20 protein-coding genes and 3 pseudogenes are annotated in these 20,356 nt (G+C 69.7%); 13 read left to right on the top strand and 10 right to left on the bottom strand.

What is annotated here, in order from left to right; translation table 11 throughout:
- Positions 1-154 precede the first annotated feature (154 nt).
- Both ACWEN3_RS18845 and ACWEN3_RS18840 read right to left on the bottom strand, forming a co-directional pair.
- A pseudogene (locus ACWEN3_RS18845) lies at positions 155-343 on the bottom strand (transposase); the annotation flags it as partial.
- Between the two features lie 497 nt (positions 344-840).
- Positions 841-1,908 carry an Lrp/AsnC family transcriptional regulator gene (locus ACWEN3_RS18840; protein WP_452971971.1) on the bottom strand — a complete coding sequence of 356 codons (1,068 nt, stop codon included), beginning with the start codon at positions 1,906-1,908 and terminating at the stop codon, positions 841-843.
- 143 nt (positions 1,909-2,051) lie between these two features.
- Between ACWEN3_RS18840 and ACWEN3_RS18835 the strand changes: the two genes are divergently transcribed.
- From ACWEN3_RS18835 to ACWEN3_RS18810, 6 genes and pseudogenes are all read left to right on the top strand, one after another.
- On the top strand, positions 2,052-2,549 hold the full coding sequence (locus ACWEN3_RS18835; protein WP_452971968.1) for a hypothetical protein: 498 nt from the start codon (positions 2,052-2,054) through the stop codon (positions 2,547-2,549).
- Between the two features lie 129 nt (positions 2,550-2,678).
- The gene (locus ACWEN3_RS18830; RefSeq protein WP_452971966.1) at positions 2,679-2,939 is read left to right on the top strand and encodes a hypothetical protein; all 261 of its coding nucleotides are present in this window, start codon (positions 2,679-2,681) and stop codon (positions 2,937-2,939) included.
- A gap of 9 nt (positions 2,940-2,948) precedes the next feature.
- Positions 2,949-3,395, top strand: coding sequence for an IS5 family transposase (locus ACWEN3_RS18825; RefSeq protein ID WP_452971964.1), 447 nt, complete (start codon positions 2,949-2,951; stop codon positions 3,393-3,395).
- 347 nt (positions 3,396-3,742) lie between these two features.
- Positions 3,743-3,958 (top strand): annotated as a pseudogene (locus ACWEN3_RS18820) (winged helix-turn-helix transcriptional regulator); the annotation flags it as partial.
- A gap of 561 nt (positions 3,959-4,519) precedes the next feature.
- Complete coding sequence (locus ACWEN3_RS18815; RefSeq protein ID WP_452971961.1) at positions 4,520-6,184, top strand: alkaline phosphatase family protein; 1,665 nt, start codon at positions 4,520-4,522, stop codon at positions 6,182-6,184.
- Positions 6,185-6,860: 676 nt separating this feature from the next.
- Entirely contained in the window at positions 6,861-8,069 is a 1,209-nt protein-coding gene (locus tag ACWEN3_RS18810) for a hypothetical protein (RefSeq protein ID WP_452971959.1), read from the top strand.
- Between the two features lie 365 nt (positions 8,070-8,434).
- Here ACWEN3_RS18810 and ACWEN3_RS18805 read toward each other — a convergent pair whose 3' ends face one another.
- From ACWEN3_RS18805 to ACWEN3_RS18795, 3 genes are read right to left on the bottom strand one after another with little or no spacing between them, the layout of a single operon-like run.
- On the bottom strand, positions 8,435-9,709 hold the full coding sequence (locus tag ACWEN3_RS18805) for a COG4705 family protein (protein WP_452971957.1): 1,275 nt from the start codon (positions 9,707-9,709) through the stop codon (positions 8,435-8,437).
- A gap of 38 nt (positions 9,710-9,747) precedes the next feature.
- Positions 9,748-11,016: a sensor histidine kinase gene (locus ACWEN3_RS18800; RefSeq protein ID WP_452971954.1), complete on the bottom strand. Its 1,269-nt coding sequence runs from the start codon at positions 11,014-11,016 to the stop codon at positions 9,748-9,750.
- Positions 11,007-11,660, bottom strand: coding sequence for a response regulator transcription factor (locus ACWEN3_RS18795; protein WP_452971951.1), 654 nt, complete (start codon positions 11,658-11,660; stop codon positions 11,007-11,009). Before ACWEN3_RS18795 ends, ACWEN3_RS18800 begins: the two co-directional genes overlap by 10 nt.
- A gap of 101 nt (positions 11,661-11,761) precedes the next feature.
- On the opposite strand from ACWEN3_RS18795, the gene ACWEN3_RS18790 reads away from it, so the two are divergent.
- Complete coding sequence (locus tag ACWEN3_RS18790) at positions 11,762-12,175, top strand: DUF1801 domain-containing protein (protein WP_452971977.1); 414 nt, start codon at positions 11,762-11,764, stop codon at positions 12,173-12,175.
- Here ACWEN3_RS18790 and ACWEN3_RS18785 read toward each other — a convergent pair.
- Complete coding sequence (locus ACWEN3_RS18785; protein ID WP_452971974.1) at positions 12,064-12,660, bottom strand: hypothetical protein; 597 nt, start codon at positions 12,658-12,660, stop codon at positions 12,064-12,066. The genes ACWEN3_RS18790 and ACWEN3_RS18785 overlap by 112 nt on opposite strands.
- A gap of 95 nt (positions 12,661-12,755) precedes the next feature.
- Here ACWEN3_RS18785 and ACWEN3_RS18780 point away from each other — a divergent pair, with 95 nt between their 5' ends.
- From ACWEN3_RS18780 to ACWEN3_RS18765, 4 genes are all read left to right on the top strand, one after another.
- Entirely contained in the window at positions 12,756-14,579 is a 1,824-nt protein-coding gene (locus ACWEN3_RS18780) for a hypothetical protein (protein WP_452971949.1), read from the top strand.
- Complete coding sequence (locus tag ACWEN3_RS18775; protein WP_452971947.1) at positions 14,576-14,716, top strand: hypothetical protein; 141 nt, start codon at positions 14,576-14,578, stop codon at positions 14,714-14,716. Before ACWEN3_RS18780 ends, ACWEN3_RS18775 begins: the two co-directional genes overlap by 4 nt.
- A gap of 13 nt (positions 14,717-14,729) precedes the next feature.
- The gene (locus tag ACWEN3_RS18770) at positions 14,730-15,062 is read left to right on the top strand and encodes a hypothetical protein (protein WP_452971945.1); all 333 of its coding nucleotides are present in this window, start codon (positions 14,730-14,732) and stop codon (positions 15,060-15,062) included.
- Positions 15,063-15,188: 126 nt separating this feature from the next.
- Positions 15,189-15,608, top strand: a complete 420-nt coding sequence (locus tag ACWEN3_RS18765; protein WP_452971942.1) for a hypothetical protein — start codon at positions 15,189-15,191, stop codon at positions 15,606-15,608.
- A 232-nt stretch (positions 15,609-15,840) separates the two neighbouring features.
- On the opposite strand, the gene ACWEN3_RS18760 is transcribed toward ACWEN3_RS18765, so the two are convergent.
- The 3 genes from ACWEN3_RS18760 to ACWEN3_RS18750 all read right to left on the bottom strand — a co-directional run bounded on the left by ACWEN3_RS18760 (position 15,841) and on the right by ACWEN3_RS18750 (position 17,397).
- Positions 15,841-16,203 (bottom strand): hypothetical protein, encoded by a 363-nt coding sequence (locus tag ACWEN3_RS18760; RefSeq protein WP_452971940.1) that lies wholly within the window; start codon positions 16,201-16,203, stop codon positions 15,841-15,843.
- A 206-nt stretch (positions 16,204-16,409) separates the two neighbouring features.
- Positions 16,410-16,928, bottom strand: a complete 519-nt coding sequence (locus ACWEN3_RS18755; protein WP_452971936.1) for a hypothetical protein — start codon at positions 16,926-16,928, stop codon at positions 16,410-16,412.
- Between the two features lie 334 nt (positions 16,929-17,262).
- A complete protein-coding gene (locus ACWEN3_RS18750; RefSeq protein WP_452971934.1) occupies positions 17,263-17,397 on the bottom strand; it encodes a hypothetical protein in 135 nt (44 codons plus the stop codon).
- 171 nt (positions 17,398-17,568) lie between these two features.
- On the opposite strand from ACWEN3_RS18750, the gene ACWEN3_RS18745 reads away from it, so the two are divergent.
- Positions 17,569-17,739 (top strand): hypothetical protein, encoded by a 171-nt coding sequence (locus ACWEN3_RS18745; RefSeq protein ID WP_452971931.1) that lies wholly within the window; start codon positions 17,569-17,571, stop codon positions 17,737-17,739.
- Here ACWEN3_RS18745 and ACWEN3_RS18740 read toward each other — a convergent pair.
- A complete protein-coding gene (locus ACWEN3_RS18740) occupies positions 17,736-19,310 on the bottom strand; it encodes a Na+/H+ antiporter (RefSeq protein ID WP_452971929.1) in 1,575 nt (524 codons plus the stop codon). The genes ACWEN3_RS18745 and ACWEN3_RS18740 overlap by 4 nt on opposite strands.
- Positions 19,311-19,557: 247 nt before the next feature.
- Here ACWEN3_RS18740 and ACWEN3_RS18735 point away from each other — a divergent pair.
- Positions 19,558-20,356 (top strand): annotated as a pseudogene (locus ACWEN3_RS18735) (histidine kinase); the annotation flags it as partial.

Here is a 20,356-nt window from a genome sequence, read left to right as displayed (position 1 = left end):
GAAGAGCCTGTCCATCGCGGCCCGGATAGCGTCCTCGTTGCGGCCGCGGGTCTCTGCGCGTGCAATCTTGGCGCCGCCCAGCCGACCACGATCGCCGCCCGAGATCATCGAGTGCATGGGCAAGCACTCCCGACCTAGGTTCTGACGTCAAATGTCACGCCCACATCAACAGGGCTGCGAGGGTGACGGCTGCTTGGTAGGACTCGGTGGTCTTGTCGTACCGGGTGGCGATGCCGCGCCACTGCTTCAGCTTGTTGAAGCACCGTTCCACCACGTTGCGCCGCTTGTGGGTATCGCGGTCGAAGGTAGGGGGCCGTCCACCACGGCTGCCGCGGTTCAGCCGCCCGGGCTGCGGACCCCCCTTTTCGAGCACCGGCGGCATGCTGTGGTCCGTGGCGGTGCCCAGGGTTGGGAACCGGCTGGAGGTGAAGGCTTCGAGGGTGGCGAGGAAGCTCGTGAAGTCCATCGCAAGGTCCCGTCCGAAGCGTCCCCCGGGTCCGGCTCGGTGAGATCAACATGGGGCAGATCGTGCAGCGCCTGCGGGAACTGCACGAGCTCGGTGGTGACCCGGCCGCGGTACTGCGCGTGAAGCTGTGGCAGTACCTGTGCGAGCAGGCCGACGCCGGGAAGTTGAAGGCGATCGAGCACGGCCGGGACGCCGGCGTGCCGTGGGAGCACTTCGCCGAGGCTTTGTGCGTGACCTCCCAGCAGGGCGCCTGTCAGAAGGCCCAACGGCTGAAGGCGGAACAGGTCTGCGATCCTGGTGAGCGCCGCACCCCCGAAGTCGCCCGCGAGCACGCCGACTGTGCGGCGGCCGAAGAGCGGGCCGAGCGGGCGCTCTCAGCTTTCGTCCTGCTCCGCATGCGCCGGGCGGTGGTGGGTGACCGTGAGGGTGGGGTGGGCGGGGTTCGGTGCGGGGGTGCGTTTGATGGCGCGGCTGACGATGGCTGTCTCGATGTGGCTGATGCCCAGGCCCACCAGGTCGTGGGAGAGGAAGCCGTAGAGCGCGGTCAGGTCTGGGAAGTAGGCGGCCGCGTGCAGGTTCGAGGGTCCCGACGTGGCGTACGCGCCGTGCACGGCGGGGTGATCGGCCAGTGCCTGCCCGGCGGCGGCGAGGTGGTCGGGGGGCACGTGCAGCAGGAATTTGGCCTCGATGGGCAGCCCGAGCCGGCGGGGATCGACGAGGACCTGGGTGATCAGGCGGCCCTGAGCACGCAGCCGGGCGATGCGTCGGCGCACCGTGGTTTCGGGGTGTCCGGTGTGGGCGGTCAGCGCCGCGGCGGGCAGCCGCGCGTCGGGAGTGAGCGCGTCGATGAGGGACTGTTCCAGGGCATCGGTGTCGACGCCGTAGAGGCCTGGGGAATCGGGAGCCGCCGCCCGGGGGACCGGCGCTGGCTCGGCCGGGGTCAGGGCCGCACGTTCGGGTGCGGTCAGCACTTGGTGCCGCCACTCGGAGGTGAGTCGGAAGACGTGCAGGATGGTGGCGCTTTCCAGGGACGTGACCGCCTGGGTGGAGGGCAGCTGGCGGAAGACCAGCGCGTCGCGCGAGCCGGGCTCGGTGCGGGCGACCGCGAAGATCTCGTCACCCGAGGTGGTGACGTCGATGAACGGGATGTCCTCGCGCGCCGCGAGTGCGGCCACGATGGTGTCGAGCTTCCCCCGCAGGACCCGGATGCGCAGGAATAGGGCCCCGGCCGCGCCCCCGTTGCGCGGTCGTGCCACGGGGGAGACCACCACGCGTACGGTGCCGTCGGCGCCGAGCGCGTGCAGCCGACGGCGCACGGTGGCGGGGTTGAGTCCCAGCACCTGGGCCGCGTGCTCCGCGGTGAGGCGGCCGTCGCACTGCAGCGCGGCCACCAGCCGCTGGTCCATGAGGCTCAGTACGGAATTCGCCGATGCGCGCACCATGAAGGCAAGTTTCGCCCATTCCGTCGCCGTGCGGCACCCGTTTCGGTGACCGTGCCCCAAGGATGGATGTCATCCGCCGAGGCGCCGCAGCCAACCGAGGAACGCGGGCCTGACATGGCGTCACGCATACATGGAGGAACGGAATGAAGCGCAAATTGACCGCTGTGCTCGCGGTCGCAGGCATCGCCGCAGCGACGCAGATCGTGCTGGGAACCACACCTGCGTCCGCCTCCGGCGCCGCGTACCAGCTCAAGAACGTGGCCACGGGCAAGTGCATGCGGGGCGTCCGCGCCAGCTACACGTACGCCGTCACGATGACGAAGTGCAACCGGAACGACGCCAATCAGTGGTGGGGCGTCGTCCAGGGCCAGGTGCACGAGGTCTACGGGGGCCTCCACGACACGGACATCTGTCTGGCCGTCCCCAAGAGTGAAAGCGGTGACTTCCCTAAGGACGTCGACACGACGAGCTGCAACAACTACATGACCTACTACCTGGGGATGAGCACGATCCCCAAGGCGAACAGGCCCACTACCCTCGGTACCGTCCCCGGATACATCGGGCACTACGCCTCCGGTGACACCTATCTCAGCTGTTACCAGATCGACGGCAACTACACCAAGTGGCTCTGGGTGCCCTAAGGACTCGGCGGGCTCGGCGGCTACTCCTCGCATGCTGTCAATTGCCAGGTTGGGATGGTCATGCGTCCCGGTCCTGCCGCATGGGCTGCCGACGTGCGACGGCAAAGGGCCTCGCATACCTTCGAGGTCATGGACTTCAACATCACCGCGGAGGAGGAGGCCATCGTCTTCTACCTGGCCGGAGGCGTTCAGGGTGGCCACCCACCCTCGGATGACGACCTGGCGGAGGAGCTGGGAGACGAGGTCCGCCCGCTGCTGCGATCACTCCTGGACAAGGGTTGGATTGTCGTCGGCGAGGACCGTGAGCTGGCCTTGTCGACAATCGCGCGATATGCGGTGTCCAGTCGGAGAGATGTCGGAGGATCCGAGGGCGGCAGTGTCGTCAAATGATCTTGGCTGGTGGATCACGATGTCGTGATACGCCGCCATGAACTGTCCGATGCCGAGTGGGAGTTCGTCCGGCCGCTGTTGCCCGAGTCGTCGCGGGGCCGGAAGCGGCTGGACGACCGCAGGGTCCTTAACGGGATCGTGTGGAAGTTCCGCACCGGTGTCGCCTGGCGGGATGTGCCCGAGCGCTACGGCCCGTGGGCCACGCTGCATACGCGTTTCCGCAGGTGGGCGGCGGACGGGACGTTCAACCGGATGCTGCGAGCCGCTCAGGCGAAGGCGGACGCGGCGGGCGACATCGAGTGGCTGGTGTCGGTCGATTCCACGGTCGTCCGCGCCCACCGGCATGCGGCCGGGGCCCGAAAAGGGGGCTTCGCGCCCCGGCCCTCGTCACAGCGGAGGGTCCTGGAGGTAGATCGCCTGCACGACGGAGAACGCCTTCAAGCCGGGCGTGGGTGAGACGTGCGCCACTGTGGTCCTCCTGAGTCGCGCTGGGCGTTCGGGGCATCCGTAGATGCAACGTACGAACCGGCGCGTTCGGGAGGATTAGACGAGGTGGCGGGTCCTGTAGGGCCAACTGCCGCTGTCAGAGGGGCAGTCGACGCGGCACCGCGTGACGACTCAGTCTTCCATGGCGAGGCATGGAGCGGGGGAAGGCGCACATGTTGTCGGAGCAAGTCGCTCGACATGGGCGGCGCCGAGAGCGAGACGTCGCCCCGGACCTGGTCGGCCCCGTTGTCGTCTGAGGTGCGCGCGCCGCCTGGAAGCACCGCCCGCCCGACGGACCCAATGGGGCCCGTCGTTGCCGGCACGGTCTCGTCGTGCGCACCTACCACCCCGAGGTTCCGCCGCAGGTGGAGCATGAGATCAGCGAACGGGGACTCAGCCTGGCGCCGCTGTTCGCAGCACTTGCCGACTGGTCGGTCAACCCAACGCGCCTTCCAGGTCCGTTGGTGGGGCGTTGGGCCGCGTACAGGACCGTTCACCTGCGTACATGGCGGACTCGTCCGAGTTTCGAGTGACGTGGCCGAAGCGTCGTGAACGGCCCCGAAAGGCGGTGAACGAGACGGAAACCGAGACGGCCGGCTGAAGGGACTCGGGCTCGAACCCGCGGTATGCCCCTGATGTACCCAGCCCCCTAATGCGCCCGCCAACCACGTAGCAGATGATTTGGCAGCTCCGCCTCCGGAGCGTCATGCCTCCTCCTGGCCCACGGCGCCAGTTGCCGGATGCTGACCAGCCGACGGGAGGCGACGGCGCGCGCCCCGGGCATGTGGTCCCTCTTCGCTGTCCGAGCGTGCCGACGGCACCGTTGCGCCTGTGCTGACAGGGGCGCCGCCCGCCTGCTCAACGTCTTCTCAACGTCTTCTCAACCTCTGCGGCCGAGACCTCGTGCAGGCTGGCCGAGACCAATGCCTGCTTCACTTCCGTCGCTCCAGCGCCACGGAACCGCGGCCTTACGTGGAGGGGCAAATGCGGCGGGTTTGTCAAATGTTCATATTCCAGTCGCTGTTGGGACAGAGCCGGCGGCTACTCATGTCCCGCATCGCTGCCCGCGTCATCAGTAGCAACTGGAGTTAGCCGTGACCCGCCGATCCATACGACTGGCCGCCGCCCTCGGTGTCGCCATGACCCTCGCCGGAGGCTCGCTCGCTGCGGCGTCGGAGCTCACCGGCTCCTCCGCCGCGCCGCAGAAGCCCGCAGCCGCCAAGCATGTCCTCCTGTTGTCCGTTGACGGTCTGCACCAGTCGGATCTGGCCTGGTACATCGCCCGCCACCCCGGCTCCGCGCTGGCCCGGCTGGTAGACGGCGGCGTGCACTACACGAACGCGCACACCACCAACCCCTCGGACTCCTTCCCTGGCATGACCGCCCAGGTCACCGGCGGCGGCCCGGGGACCACCGGCATCTACTACGACGACGTGTACAACCACGCACTGCTCCCGGCCGGCACCACCACCTGCAAGGGCGTCAAGCCCGGCGTCGAGGTGGACATGACCGAGGACATGGACAAGAACAAGGCCTCCCTCGATGCCGGCCAGGGCCTGAAGAACCTGCCCGGCAGCATCCTGCAGATGACCGGCCGGCCGCAGAGCCTGCTCGACCCGAGCAAGCTGCCCGTCGATCCCACGACCTGCAAGCCGGTCTACCCGCACTCGTACCTGCAGGTGAACACCGTCTTCAACGTGGCCCGCAAGGCCGGCCTGCGCACCGCCTGGTCGGACAAGCACATCGCCTACGACATCCTCAACGGCCCTTCGGGCACGGGCATCCAGGACCAGTTCTCCCCGGAGATCAACAGCGACGCAGACGGCTACCCGGCCGGAAACGACTGGACCACCGACAACAAGGCGACCGAGCAGTACGACAGCTACAAGGTCAAGGCCGTCCTCAACGAGATCGACGGCTACGACCACAGCGGCCGTCACGAGGTCGGCACCCCGGCGATCTTCGGCATGAACTTCCAGTCGGTCTCCACCGCGCAGAAGCTGCCCTCCTCCGAGGGCCTCAAGGGCGGCTACGCCGCCAAGAACGTCCCCGGCCCGCTGTTGCAGAAGAACCTCGACTACGTCAACACCGAGGTCGGCGCGATGGTCAAGGAGATCCGGTCCAAGGGCCTGGCCTCCAGCACGGACATCGTTCTGTCCGCCAAGCACGGCCAGTCGCCCACCGACCCCAAGGCCCTGACCCGCGTCGACGACGGTCCGCTGCTCGACGGGCTCAACGCCGCCTGGAAGAAGAAGCACCCAGGTGCCGGCGATCTCGTCGCGCACTCCGTGGACGACGACGGCATGTTGCTGTGGCTGAACGACCGTTCCGCCGAGGCCACCTCGTTCGCCAAGCAGTACCTGCTGTCGCAGAGCGGCAAGGGCACCGACATCAACGGCAAGCCCACCAAGTCCTTCACGAACGGCGGGCTCAGCAGGGTCTACGCGGGCAAGGAGGCGGCCGCGTACTTCGGCGTCAAGCCCGGTGACGCCCGGGTCCCGGACCTGTTCGGCATCGCCAAGTACGGCGTGGTCTACACGGGCGGCACCAAGAAGATCGCCGAACACGGCGGCGCCCACGCTGACGACCTGAACGTGCCGCTCGTCATCTCCGGCACAGGCACCCCGGCAGGCGTGACCAAGTCCGCTCAGGTCGAGACCACCCAGATCGCCCCGACGATCCTGTCCCTCCTGGGCCTGAACCCTCACAACCTGCAGGCCGTCCAGAAGGACCACACCCAGGTCCTGCCGGTCCGTTGACCCTCGACCTGTGACCCCGGCACGGGTGGGCCGCACGCAGAACAACGCGCGGTCCACCCGTGCTCATTCGCGCCGTCAAGCGCTGGATGTGCCACGGCCTGCCAGCAAGCCGGAGCCCACCGGAAACCCTTCCCTTCGGTGACACCGCAGGTGAGGGGCTGCTTCGGTACCACGGCCCACCTGTGGCCCACTTGATCGGCGTCAGCCAGCGCAGGCGGCTCGCCACTCCGCGGTTATGCAGCCCTCTTCCATGTCCCCACCACTCCTTGGTTACGCCGTGGCTGAGCATCGCTCTCTACACCAACGGCCTGGTCGAGACCCGAACCGAGCCCCTCGACGCCCGCCTGGACAGCCTCCTCCACACACTCGATGCCACACGTGGCCAGGTCCTGAGCGAGATCTGTGACCGTGTTCCGGAAGTCCTTCGGCCGCTTGGAGGCGAGGAACGACGTCGCACCCCTCATCGACCGAGCCCACCCTGAGCGATCACAGCGAGGGGCAGAGGGCGATGGCAGGTGCTGTCAGGTGCCAGTCCAGCCGGCCAGCTCGGAGCGTCCGGCGGCTCAAGTCACAGCAAAACCACACCAAACGATGGGAACCCGGCTGGTCGGGAGGAACGTCCTCCCCTCGGGAGCGATCCGCACACAAGCGATCAGCTGAGGGGGAGGTGGGGAGCGTGTCGTTGCGACGCACCTGGCATCGGTGGGCGCTCGGGCTGTGGGCGCTGGTGTGGCTGCTCGTGTACATGCCGGGCGGCGGCTACTCGTGGCACTACTTCGCCCACGGCAGTGCGCTGCTGTTCGACGGTTCCGGCGCGAGCCCGGCGGGCGGCCTGCACCTCTACGCGAACTATCCGAGCCTCCAGATAGGTCCGGTCGCCTTCGCCGGCGCCCAGGTACTGCGCTCGATCGGGCCGGGCAACGGGATGGTGGCGGGCCAGCTGGCGATGACAGCCGCCGGCCTGCTGGTGCTGCACACCCTGGAGCGCTGCGCGGTGCTCGCGCGGCCGGGCCTGCTGCGACGACCGGCGGCCCTGCGGCGGACCGTGCTCCTGGGCGGGGGTGTGTTCCTCGTCGTGTGGGAGTCGCTGTCCGTGCACTACGGCCACCTCGACGACGTGCTGGCGCTGCTTTTCGCGGTGCTCGCGGTCCGGGCCCTGATCGCGGACAGTCCGGCGCTGGCGGGTCTCTGCCTGGGCCTGGCCGCCGACTCCAAGCCCTGGGCACTGGCCTTCCTGCCGCTGGTCCTGGCCGCGCCCCGGATCCGGCGGCGGCACGTCGCCGTCTACGCGGCCGCCACCGTCCTGCTCGCCTGGCTGCCCTTCGTGATCGCCGACCCGGGCACGCTCACCGCCGCGCAGTACACCATCGTCAACGAGCCCTCCTCCGCCCTGCGCGCGCTCGGCGTCGCCACCGCCGGGACGCCCTCGTGGGACCGCATGGCGCAGCTCGGTCTGGGCTGCGTCCTGGGCGTGCTCGCGGTCGTGCGACGCCGCTGGCAGGCGGTGCTGCTGCTGGGGGTCGGCGCCCGGATCGTGCTGGACCCGGGCGTCTACGACTACTACAGCGCCGGCCTGCTCCTCGGCGCTCTGTGCTGGGAGCTCCTGGGCCTGCAGCGCCCCGTCCCGGTGTGGTCTCCGGCCGCCTTCACGGGCCTGCATCTGGCGCCGGGTGTCATCGGCGACGCGTCCCTGCTCGGGACCCTGCGGCTGTGGACCGTGGTGCTGCTCACGGCCGGCGTACTGCTCCTCCCGCAGCGCTGGTGCGCGGAGGAGGAACTGCCAGGGTCCGCTGCCGACGCGATCGCCGATCCGGCAATGGTCTCCGGTGACGTCCATCGGCTCCCGAAGCGGTTCGAGATGGTGTCGGCCGAGCGTTCCGACTAGTGGACCTTGCCTGGGCCAAGGCCCAAACACTCCTCCTGGCTATTTCTCGCTGCGGATGCCGACGCGTTCGCGCCATTGGGCGGGCGAGGACGTCGGGGTGGCGGGCCTGGTGTCGCGCCGGCGCAGGCAGGCGGGCAGGGCCGGGTCCGAGGGGTCACCGGCGCCTGCTCCTGGCGCATCCGCCGCCACCGCGACTGACCGGCCCGGGGGAGCAGCGGGGCGGTCGAAGCCATTGACGCCGGCTTCGACCGCCCACGAGAGTCCGCTGACATGCCCGCGCTGCCACAGGCGGCGCGGTTCTCGGCACACCCCGGCACACACTGAGCCCGTCGGCCGGGTCGGCCGGCCGGGCGCTGTGCGGTCTGTCAGCCCATGTCCGTCAGGAGGGCGTTCAGTTCCTTCTCCTGCTGCGCAGGCGACATCGGCGGGTTCGAGTGATCGATGCCGAACGTCTTGAGCACCTTGTCCATCTGGGCGTCGATGGAGGTCCAGCCGGTTCCGTCCAGCGGCTGCAGCGATGCCTGGTCGGCATCCCACAGGTCACGCAGCGACTGGGCTGCCCCATGGGCTCCGGCCGCGTCCCCCGAGCGTGCGTCCTTGAGCGAGGTCGATGCGAGCTTCTTCAGCGCGTCGACCTTCGCGGGCGGGAACTTCTTCACCGCCTGGCCGGGGGCCATCTGGACGGCGGTGGTGTTGTCGGTCTCCGGCGCCGGGCCGACGTGCGGCTGGCCGTGGGCCCAGACCAGCAGGCCCGCGGTGGCGACGGCCAGCAGTCCGAAGCCGGCAAGCGCGGTGCGCTCCTTGCGCGGGTTGCTGGTGGCCGGTGCGGCGTGGGTCGCCTCGTGAGTCTCGGTCACGTCCGAGCGTGTCACCGTCAGGTAGACCACCGTCGCCAGGATCAGGCCGAGGAAGATCAGGCTGGTGGTGAACGTGCCCAGCGCGAGACCGGTCGGGTCGCCCGGGTTCTGGGCGACCTTGGGGGAGGCGAGCCAGTCGCCGATGTTCGCGCCCAGCGGGCGGGTCAGGATGTAGGCGAGCCAGAAGGACAGCACCGGGTTCGCGCCGAACCTCCACAGCGCCGTGATCGCCGCGATGAGGCCGAGCGGCAGCAGGACCGAGACGCCCGGGCTCCAGCCGGTGAGCTCCAGGGTCCAGTCGCCGGTCGCGGTGCCGAGCGCGAAGGTGACCAGGACGGTCAGCCAGTAGAACGACTCCCGCGGGAGCGTGGTGACCGAGTGGATCGACAGCGTGCGCTCACGCGCCCACCACACGCCGAAGACCACCGCGAGCAGCACCGAGAAGACCGCGGAACTGATCCACAGCGGCACGTTCAGCTGGTCGGTCAGGATGTCCGTGTACAAGGTGCCCGTGACGCTGACAACGACCACGGTCAGCCAGTAGGGGAACGGAACGTACCGCTTCAGCCGCAACTGGACGGCCAGGACCACTACGAAAACCGCGGTGAAGATCCAGGCCGTGTTCACCAGGCCGACGCCCAGCTTCATGTTGATCCAGTCGGCGAAGCTCTCGCCGACGGTCGTGCACAGGATCTTGATCACCCAGAACCAGATGGTGACCTCGGGGACCTTGTTGAGCATGAGCCGCCCGCTGCGCGTGCGTGCTTCCGTTGTGGTTGTCATGCAGGGAGGTTTACTCGGGAAACCTGCACGCAACCTGACTACGTGGCCGCACGCGCGGCCGGGAGCGTCACCTCGACGTGACCGCGGCCGTCCGCGATCGCGCGGACCTCCACACCGGCCGAAGCGGCGATGCGCCGGACCACCGGCAGCCCCAGCCCGTACCCGCCGCCGCCGGTCACGCCCGCTTCAAAGACCCGATCGACCTCCGCGGGATCGAACCCGGGGCCGTCGTCCAGGACGTCGACCACGATTGCCTCACCCTGTATGCGCGCGGTGATCCACACGCGCGACCGCGCATGCCGCAGGCTGTTCTCCAGCAGGGGCGACAGCAGCGACACGGCGACGTTGGCCGCCACGGCGACCTCGGCCTTCGCGGGAAAGGCGACCTCGACCGCGCGGCCGGCGATCGCCTGCCGTGCGGCGGAGCGCAGATCGCACCGGGTCCCAGCGTCTGTCCGTGCGCGCGCGGCGCGGAGAATCGTCGTGATCGCCGCATCGAGGCGGTCGACCTCGCTCAGCACCGCCTCCGGCGGCACCGGCTCGCCGGACAGCTGCGCCAGCTGCGCCTCGCCCCGCAGGACCGTGAGCGGTGTCCGCAGCTCGTGGGCGATCTCATCGGTGAGCCGACGCTCGTCCGCCAGCGCGTTGTCGACGCGCTCCAGGAGGTGGTCCAGGGTCCGCCCCAGTTCCCCGAACTCGTCGTGGGGGACTCCGAGGTTGAACCGGTGCCCGGGTTCGTGATGGCCCCAGTCGTCGGCGAGGGCGGCCATCTCGTGCACGACCCGCAGCGCGCGGCGCACCACGAGGTGCGCGACACCACCGGCGAGGAGGATCGTGAGGCCGCCCAGTATCAGCGACAAGGTCAGGCTGCGCTGCTCGGATGTCTCGTAGGGCGTGAGGTCCACCCGGACGATCACCATGACGTGGTGGCCGTCGATCGGGAGCTGGCGCGCGTACAGGAGGTAGTTGCCGACGGCGGCGGTCTGCGATCGCCGTGAGCCTGCCAGCGCCTCGACGCGCTCGACCACGCTTGGCGGCACGTTCCCGTCGATCAGGCGGCCGTCGGCATACACCCAGGCGACCTCGTCGAGCGCCTCGCTGCTGTTCTCCGTCAGTACGACACGGCCGCCCTCGACGGTGACGTTCGCCGCTACCGCCTCGGCGCGGGTGCGCGCCAGATCGCGCGCGTCGGCGTCTGTCACCCCGCTCAGCAGCACGTGCGAGACCACGACCAGGATCGCGACCACGGCGGTGGCGATCAGCACAGTGAGCGCGACGACCCTCCCGCGGAATCCCGTCACTGCCACCGGTAGCCCACTCCGCGGACGGTCGCCAGACGCTCGGCCACACCCAGCGGACCGAGCTTGGCCCGCAGCCGGCGCACGTAGGAGTCGAGGGTGTTGTCGCTGACCTGCGCCCCGTGCGGCCAGCCGGCAGCGGTGAGGGCGTGGCGGCGTACCGCGTCGCCCTGCGAGGCGATCAGGCGGCCCAGCAGCCGGAACTCGGTCGGGGTCAGGCTCATGCTTACCGAATCGTAGGTCACCACGTGCTTCGCCGGATCGAGGACGACCTCGCGCGGTGCGGGCGCCACGGTGGCCCGGCGCAGCAGCGCTCGGACGCGGACCAGCAGTTCCGGGATGTCGAAGGGTTTGGTCATGTAGTCGTCGGCGCCGGCCTCGAAGCCGCCCACCTTGTGATGCAGGCCGTCCAAGGCGGTGAGCATCAACACCGGCGCGTCGACGCCGCGAGCCCGGAGGGCCAGGCAGACGTCGCGGCCGTCGGCGTCCGGGAGCCCGAGATCCAGGACGACCAGATGCGGCGCCCGCGCGAGCTGCCGCAGCAGGCTGTCGGCCGTGGCGGCGACGGAGACGGTGTGGCCGTCGTGCTCCAGGGCGCGCTTGAGGACGCCGCGGACGGCCGAGTCGTCTTCGCACACCATGATGAACGCCACGTGCTGACCCTAAATACTCCCGTCCCAGTTCTCCATCTTCCCTGGTCAGCGGCCTGACGGGCTGGAGCAGGCCGCTGGTGACGCACGCCCCGGGCCCTGCCATGAAGCCGCGACAGTCGGGCGCGACCGGCCGAACCGCAGCAGCGGGGGTTCGCGGGAGGACCACAATGGGTCGCATGGACTCTGTGCAGGAGTACATCGACGCCATCGCGCCAGATCACCGCTCGCTCTTCGACCGGGTGAGCGGGCTGATCCTGGAGGAATTCCCGCAGGCGAGCGTGGCACTGTCGTACGGAATGCCTACCTACCAGGTCGAAAAGCGCAGGCTGTACGTCGGTGTCTGGCAGCACGGCGTCTCGATCTACGGGTGGGGAACAGACCGCGATGGTGGCTTCAGCTCCCGTCATCCCGCGCTCATCAGCGGAAAGGCCACCATTCGGCTACGGTCCACGGACATGGCGGCCGTCACCGACGATGAACTGCACGCTCTCGTCCGTGCCTCGCTGAAGCCCTGACCGGGGTCCCGGCCATGCACGCAGGCACAGCCAGGCGGCCCCTGGATTGCCACGGCCGGCGCGTCGCCCAGCAGCAGGGGGCGCGGCTGGGCGACGAAGGAGCCGAGGGCGCCGCTGGCGTTGACGTATGTCGTGACGAGCGAGCCGACCAGGGCCGCGGGCACGACCGTGGTCAGCGCCCGGCCGAGCAACGGCGTGGACTGGGCGAGCCGGACCAGGATTCCCGTCGCGCAGGGCAGCACCACGCCGACGAAGGCGAAGCCACCGCCCGTGGTGTGGACGCTTGCGGCAAACGAGTCGGCGTAGCCGCCGCTGAGCAGCGGTGCCAGGAGTTGGATCACCAGCGGTGCAGTAATCGGGCTGAGAAGGGTGGAGGCGAGCACCAGGCCCACCATGGTGGGCTGGTCGCCATTGCCCTTGCTCGTCCACACGGTGGCACCTGCCGCGACCGTCATCGCCACGATCAGGATCATCGCCGTGCCCAGGCCACTGCCGCCGTCCGAATCGGGCGCAGGCCGCGCAGCCCGGAGCCGACCTCAAGACCATCGCCGCGGCCGGCCGCAAGGTTGCGCTGGCGACCATGCAGAGCGGCGAGCCGTGGAGCAGGGGCGCCGCCGAGGATTCCCTCACCGACACCGACCAGGACGTCATCGACTACCTCACCACCCGCCGGGTCCAGGCCACCCACCAGGACGACCGCTACCGCGTGCAGACTCTCGCCAAGGAAAGCTCCCTGGCCTCGGTCCGCAACGCCGCCGAGGAAGCGCTCAAGGGCAGCGACGACCAGGTGTCGGCGTTCCTGGCCACCGGGCAGTACGAGGCCGGGGCGCAGGACTTCCGGGTGAACATCGCCCAGATCATCGACGTCGGCGGACCGATCGTGAAAGAGGCCGGCCGCGCCGCTCTGGACTCCGACGACCCGCAGAAGTTCCGCCAGTTCCTGACCACCGGGCAGTACGAGGCGCGGACCCAGGACGAGCGTGTCCGCTCGGCCCAGCTGATCGACAGCGGCGGCCCGCAGGTGAAGTCCGCAGCCCGGATCGCGTTGGAGGGCCCCGACGACCTGCTGGATGAGTTCATCCAGGTCGGGCAGTACAAGGCCCAGCGTCAGGACTCCCTGGGTGCCACCCACACCGCGCAGATCGCCCAGCTGATCGCGGACGCCGCCGGTGTTGCGGCCACCGCCCAGCAGAACGCCGCCCAGGCCCACAGGGCCGCCGCCATCGCGGCCAGGGCTCAGGACCAGGCTGCCGACTGGGCGAAGAAGGCCGATGCGTCGGCCAAGCAGGCCAAGGGCTACGCGGACCAGGCGGCCAAGTCTGCCAAGGACGCCCAGGCCTCCGCCGACCAGGCGGCCGCCTCCGCACACACCGCCGCCAAGGCCGCCGCCTCCGCCAACCAGTCCGCCAACGCCGCGGCCGTCTCCGCCGTTGATGCTGCCGGCTCCGCCCAGTGGGCGCAGGCATCCGCCGCTGACGCCTACAGTGCCGGAGAGCGCGCCCGGGCCTCCGAACTCGCGGCCGGCAAGGACTCCAAGGCCGCCGACCAGGCCTTCAAGGACGCGTTCCAGGCGGCCGTGGAGAAGAAGGAGGCCGAACGCAAGGCCGCCGAGAAGGACACCGGGAGCCAGGCCGAAGCCCGCTACCGCTGTGGCGTCCTGGGCTGTGACGCCGTCGAACGTCCGGCGCGCTGGTGCCAGCACAACGAGACCTTCTGCACGATCCTCTCCCAGGCTCCTGCCGCCAACGCGGCGATGGAGCAGCTGTGGAACGTTGAGAAGGACCTCCTCGGCCTCGGTCAACTCGACGCCTGCAAGGGCGGCGACCCCGCCGCCTGCCTCCAGCTCGGCGAAGACCTCCTGCTCAGCTCGAAATTCAAGCTCCTCGAACGAGGCATGGAAGCGCTGGAAGACCTGCGCGCCGCTCGCTATGCGAAGGGGTGCACCCAGTGCTTCCCAGCAGGCACCAAAGTCCTCATGGTCAACAGCCACACCAAGGGCATCGAGACCATCCACTCGGGCGACAGCGTCCTGGCCACTGACCCAATCACCGGCCGCACCGTACCCCGCAAGGTCAGCCACCTCATCATTACCGACGGCGACAAACACTTCGACGAACTCACCATCACAACCCCCGACGGCCCCCAGAAACTCACCGCGACCTACGACGACCTCCACACCTACTACGTGCTGGCAGGCGCCACGCCCGTACTGGTACACAATGCGAGTGCGTGTTCGGTCAAGGACGTCTGGCATCCGGGTAGCTTCAAAACTTCGGAATCGAGCTTCGAATGGCACTACGTCCAGAGGCATGGAGTCCGGGCAGGGGTGACGCGCGATCAATACTTGCAGGATGCCAAAGATTGGGTCGAGCGCCTGGCGCAACCGGGGGGAAGGCTGGCTTGAACGCGAAGAGAGTGCCGGTCGGCGACGACGGCGAGTTCGGCGTGAAGTACGTCGACCCCAAGACCGGTCAGGGCGGTATTCTCGGACCCGACGGAAGGGTTATATCCTTCTGGTACACAAATGAAGACGACGGATAGCAAGGTGATTCGGATGACGCTGACTTTCATGGATTCCTACACTATTTGGTGTCGTCATCCATTTCCGTCGAGTGGATCGACTCAGGCCTTGAAGATGACTTACGCCGATCTGGCGGAGGCAGACGAATACGTCACGACGATCATCAGATTCGTCGAGGACGGTGTCTTCAAACCGGCGCGGGTCGACCTTCTCGCGATGCTCGAGGAGTTGATGCAGCGAATTGATCAGCTCACTGAAACGGCATCGGAGAAAGACCAAGCCGTCGTCCGTTCGCAACACGCATACGCGGCACTGCTTGACCTCGTCTATAGGCAGTTCCTTGCGGAGGGGTGCCTGAATGGGTAGCCGAGTCATTTGTCGCGGAACCAGTCGATTTGGCTACGGGATTATGGGATCGGGCTGAACCTTATAGGGCCCACTGGGATTTTCTCTCGGCGGGCCCTGGGGTGTGTATCACACTTTCGGGCAGGGGTGAGCACGGCGGACACGGTCGTCATGGCGGTCTTCGCCGCCTGCGGCGGTTGCGTGATGGCGCTCGCCGGACTCACCGGCCTGCGCCGGACCCGCAGGATCGAACGCACCGGTGTGAAAGCCTGGGCACTGGTCAAGCGCAACCCCCAGGCGCGTGGCGACGAGCCCTCGTCGCCGCGCCCGCTGCTCCAGTTCAGCACGGAGACCGGCCAAGTGGTGGAGATCGGCAGCCCCGTACCGGCGACACGACGGCGGCCACTGCACGACGGCGACACACTGCTGATCACCTACGACCCGGCCGACCCCGGCACCGTCGTCGTCCACAGCGGCGAACGCCTTCTGCTGGACTACGGGTTCGTCGCCGCCGGAACGCTCGTGCTCCTGCTCGCCGTGGTGCTGGTCGACCTCGCGGCGCCGTAGCCCGGACATGGTCGCCGACGAGTTCCGCCCCGGCCCGGCGAGCGGCCCGGTGCGGTCGGCGACGTCCGTACCGCCGTCTGCCGGTCGATGGGCGGCCGGCGGCGGCTCAGCCGGGCGGGAACTCGGTCCGCCGCTCGACGCGCCGCGACCCCGCTCCCGGCCGCCGCGGGCACGCTCAGCACGGCGGTCAGACCCCCGCCTGCCGTGCCGTCCCACCGCAGTTCGCCACCGATCAGTGGCACGAGATCTGCGCATAGGCACGGCACCAGGCCGGTAACAGGAACCGGAGCACCGACCGCCTCCCTCGCCTCGACGTCGGGGCGCCGTGATCGGCCTGCCGGATCTCGGCCCTGCCGTCGGCCGTCCTCACGGCCACGGCGGGGGGCTCGCCGTCGGGACTGCGCCGCAGCGCGTGGGCCGCCAGGTCCGTCACCACCCTGGTGAGCACCGTGGCGTCCGCGATCACGTCCGGGAGATCCTCGGCCATCTCCGGTGTCAGGGTGTGACCACCCGGCCCGAGGTCGCCGAGCGCGACGGCCATGACCTCGTCCATGTCGACCGGTCGCAGATGCACGTCCAGGGCTCCGGCGGGCACGCGGCTCAGGTCCAGACTGCGACCAGTTGGGCGCGAGTGCCGTGAAGGCGGCCCGCGGGAGAGGAAGGTAGAGCAGGTCCGGGACCTGCTCTGGTCGTACGCTGCTGATGCCGTCGGCCCCACCGCGAGGGCGTGATGCACGTGCCGGTCGAACGCTGCGAGAACCTCCCCAGCCATGGCTGCTCTGGGTATCCGCCACTGCCCTGTCAGGAGAGCCCGGACGCCCTGAGGACCGCCTGTGCGGTCTCGTCGTCGATTCGGTGACCGAGTCGCTCCAGGACGTCTGCGCCGTGGCGCAGAGTGCCGCGCTCGGCGGAACGGCGTACGCCCGCGTCGAGTTCGTGCCAGATCAATGGGTTGGCGGCAAGGACACGGGGGTCGAGTTCCAGGCGGTGGCCGTGGACGTCCCGCATGACCAGGTGGGAGGAGACGCCGTCGTACTGCCATACGGTCGTCAGCGCGTCCGTGTGGACGATGCGCCGGCGCCAGGGGGTGCGTACCGCCAGCCAGCCGCGACCCGCACTCACGCGCTGCGGCAGCAGTACCACGCATACAGCGGCCGACAGAGAGGACCAGAGCAGGGCACGGAGCGGCGTCAGGCTTCCCGCGTTCCAGTCGACCAGGAGGCTCATGGTGCAGAAGGCCAGGGCGCAGCCCACCGCGAACCGAGCGCCGCCGCGCCAGTGGCGGTCGCCGGCCGGGGCCTCCGGTCTGCTCCGTCGCATGGGGCTGACGCTAAGCGCCTCTGTGCGGTCCGGCGACTGCCGCTGACGGAGTCCTAACGCGTCGCGACCGATCCTGACGGGATCCTTACGCGTTCTCGCCTCGGCCTCCGAGAATCGGGAGGGTGAGAATTGGACACTTCCCGGGCACTGTCATCTCCTTCTTGCGGGTGCGCCGCCAGACGCTGAGCCGATGGTGTGACACCGGGCTGCCGGCCGCGTAGTGGACGTATTCGCGGACCAGGCGGAAGCCGGCGTTCCAGGCCAGGAGGCGGCCGGCGCGGTTGTGGACCGAGGAGTTCCAGCTCGGGGTGTGGTCGCGGGAGGTGATGTCCGCTCACAGGGCGGTGACGCAGGCCAGGGCGAGGCGGTGGTGTCGGCGGTCGGGGACCGTGTACACCGCCACGTCCTCGTAGCCGGTGCCTCGGACGTACGTGCAGGCCACCGCCAGGATGCGGCCGGTGCGGCCCACCGCGGCCCAGGTATGGCCGGAGGCGGAGAGGACAGTGGAGACGTACGCCGTCTACGAGCGCGACGACCGCAGGATCCGCGCGCTGCTCGCGGCCGGCAGGGAACGCGAGGCAGTCGAGTTCTGCATGGGCTGGGAGCCCGGCACGTCCAACGCGCCCACTTCGAGGCGTGGATGGCCGCTCTGGACCAGGTGGCGGGCATCAACCGCGCCCACTTCACGTCCTCCGTCGGCGCGGGCCGCTCGGCGGTGAACGGCTTGCTTCCGTGGGTGGACGGGCTGTTGTGCGCGGCGATGCTCCTGGGTGTGCCGGGGCTGCGTCCGCGGCCGGCCGAGTTCCGCTAGACGTCCGCCAGCCGCGCTTCCTCCAGGTCCAGCGACCGCTGCAGCCGGCGGCGCGTGGTGTCGCTGATGGCGTGTGCGTCGTAGAGGCGCTGGAGTTCGGTGGTCTCCACGGTGATGAGATCACGGCGCAGCTGGCGGTAGGCCCGGTCGGCGGACTCCGCCGGAGTTCCGTCGGTCGCGCGCTCGGCGAGTCGGTCACGGGCGTCGTCGAGGCGGGCGGTCAGTCCGCGCCGGAGCCTGTCGAGCACGACGTCCGGCACGACTTCCAGTTCCGCGAGTTCCTCCAGGCGGGCCAGCCCGGCGTGGGCGAGGTGGGAGCGGGCCTGGGCCTCCTCGCGTGCCGTGTGCGCGGGTTCCAGGGCGATGCCGGAGGCGCGGACGACCGGGGCAAGGGTGAAGCCCTGTACGACGAGGGTGACGACCACGACCGAGGTGGTGAGGACCAGGACGAGCGGGCGGTCGGTGAGCGGAGTGCCGTTCTTCGCGATCTCGGGGATGGACAGGGCGGCGGCCAGCGGCATCACACCGCGTGTCCCCGCCCAGGTCAGGACCATCGGCAGGCGCCAGTTCAGGCGGCCGATCCCGCCTCTGCGCTGCACGACCGCCGAAAGGGGCGCCAGCCACAGCAGCCGTACGGCGACGAGCGTGGCGGCGACGGCGAGGGCGTACAGCGGCCAGGACCGGTCGCCGTCGGCCAGCGCCCGCACCTCGCCGGGGAGAGCCAGCCCTATGAGGCTGAAGACCACGCTCTCCAGGAGGAACACGACCGTGCCGTACACGGCGTGCAGCTGGAGTCGTATGCGGGCGTTGGTCAGCCGGTCGCCGCGACCGCCGAGCACCACCCCGGCGACCACGCAGGACGTCACTCCGGAGGTGTGGGCGACCTCGGCAAGCAAGTAGGCGGCGTAGGGGGTGACCAGGGCGATCACCGTCTCCAGTACCGGGTCCTCGGTGCGGCGCCGGATCAGCGTGATCACCCCGGCCACGGCCGCGCCGATCACTGTGCCGCCGCCCGCGAGCAGCACGAACTCACCGCCCGCCGCCCCCCAGTTCGCGGCGGCCGAGGCGATGGCGATGCCGGCGGCCACCCGGACCAGCACCAGGGAGGTCGCGTCGTTGAACAGGCTCTCCGCCTGGACGAGGACCTGGACCCGGGGCGGGAGGGCGAGCCTGCGGCCGAGGGCGGTCACCGCCACCGGGTCGGGGCTGGCCAGCACCGCGCCCAGCACGAACGCCATCTGCCAGGACAGCGGGGTGAGCCAGGCGGCCACCGCGGCCACAGCGGCGGCGGAGGCCAGCACCAACCCTATGGCGAGGATCCCGACCGGTTTCCACACCGCGCGCAGCTCCCGCCAGGGCATGTCCTCGGCGCTCGCGTACAGCAGGGGCGGGAGGACGACGAGGCCGATGATCTGTGGGCTGATCTGGATCTGGGGGGTGCCCGGCAGCAGGGCGACGCCGAGACCGGCGACCACGAGGAGGGAGGGGGCGGGGATGCGCCAGCGGCGCGCGAAGGTGGCGACCATGGTGGCGAGGACCACGAGGGCGAGAACCGTACCGACGCTGCGCATGCCGTCCCCCGGGGATGCGGAAGGGGATTGCGGAAGCCGCTCCGGCTCCCGGCCGACCAGACTTCCCGGCACACCTGCCCTCACCCTATCGGGCCAGGCCCCCATCAAGACAGTGTCAATGTCTCCGGGAGCGCCGCCAAGGAATCGCCAACGACCACGCCGATCGCCTCGCGAAGCGGCTTCCTTGAGAGCGGGAACCCTTCTTCACCGAGGGAGTCGCATCAGTGAGCGGAGTGCGTCGGCGGCGATGAGTGACGTACGGCCTGGACGGCTGAAGGTCTACCTGGGTGCGGCCCCGGGAGTGGGCAAGACCTACCGGATGCTCGATGAGGGGCAGCGCCGTGCCGCGCGCGGGGCGGATGTGGTGATCGGGTTCGCGGAGTGCCACGGACGCCCGCGCACGGAGGCGATGCTCGACGGCCTGGAGACCGTTGCGCGCGCGGCCTGCGCCTACCGTGGCGGACGCTTCGAGGAGATGGACCTGGGCGCGGTCCTCGCCCGCCGGCCGCACGTGGCGATCGTCGACGAGATCGCCCACACCAACGTCCCCGGCGACGGCCGCAACCCCAAGCGCTGGCAGGACATCGAGGCCCTGCTCGACGCCGGTATCGACGTGATCACCGCGCTGAACGTCCAGCACCTGGAGTCCCTCAACGACGTGGTCGAGAAGATCACCGGGGTGCCGCAGCACGAGACGGTGCCCGACGAGGTGGTGCGACGCGCCTGGCAGATCGAGCTGGTGGACATGCCGCCCGAGGGGCTGCGCCGGCGCATGGCGCACGGGAACATCCACGCCCCCGAGAAGATCGACGCCGCACTCGCCAACTACTTCCGGCCCGGCAATCTCACCGCCCTTCGGCAGCTGGCGCTGCTGTGGACGGCCGACCGGGTCGCCGAGGCGCTCCAGGAGTACCGCTCGCGGCACGGCATCGGCGGGGTGTGGGAGACCCGGGAGCGGGTGGTGGTCGCGCTGACCGGCGGCCCGGAGGGCGACACGCTGGTACGGCGGGCCGCCCGCATCGCCGACCGGTCCGCCGGCGGCGATC

The organism is Streptomyces sp. NPDC004561 (assembly GCF_053602155.1).
This window is presented reverse-complemented; position numbering and strand designations above follow the sequence as displayed.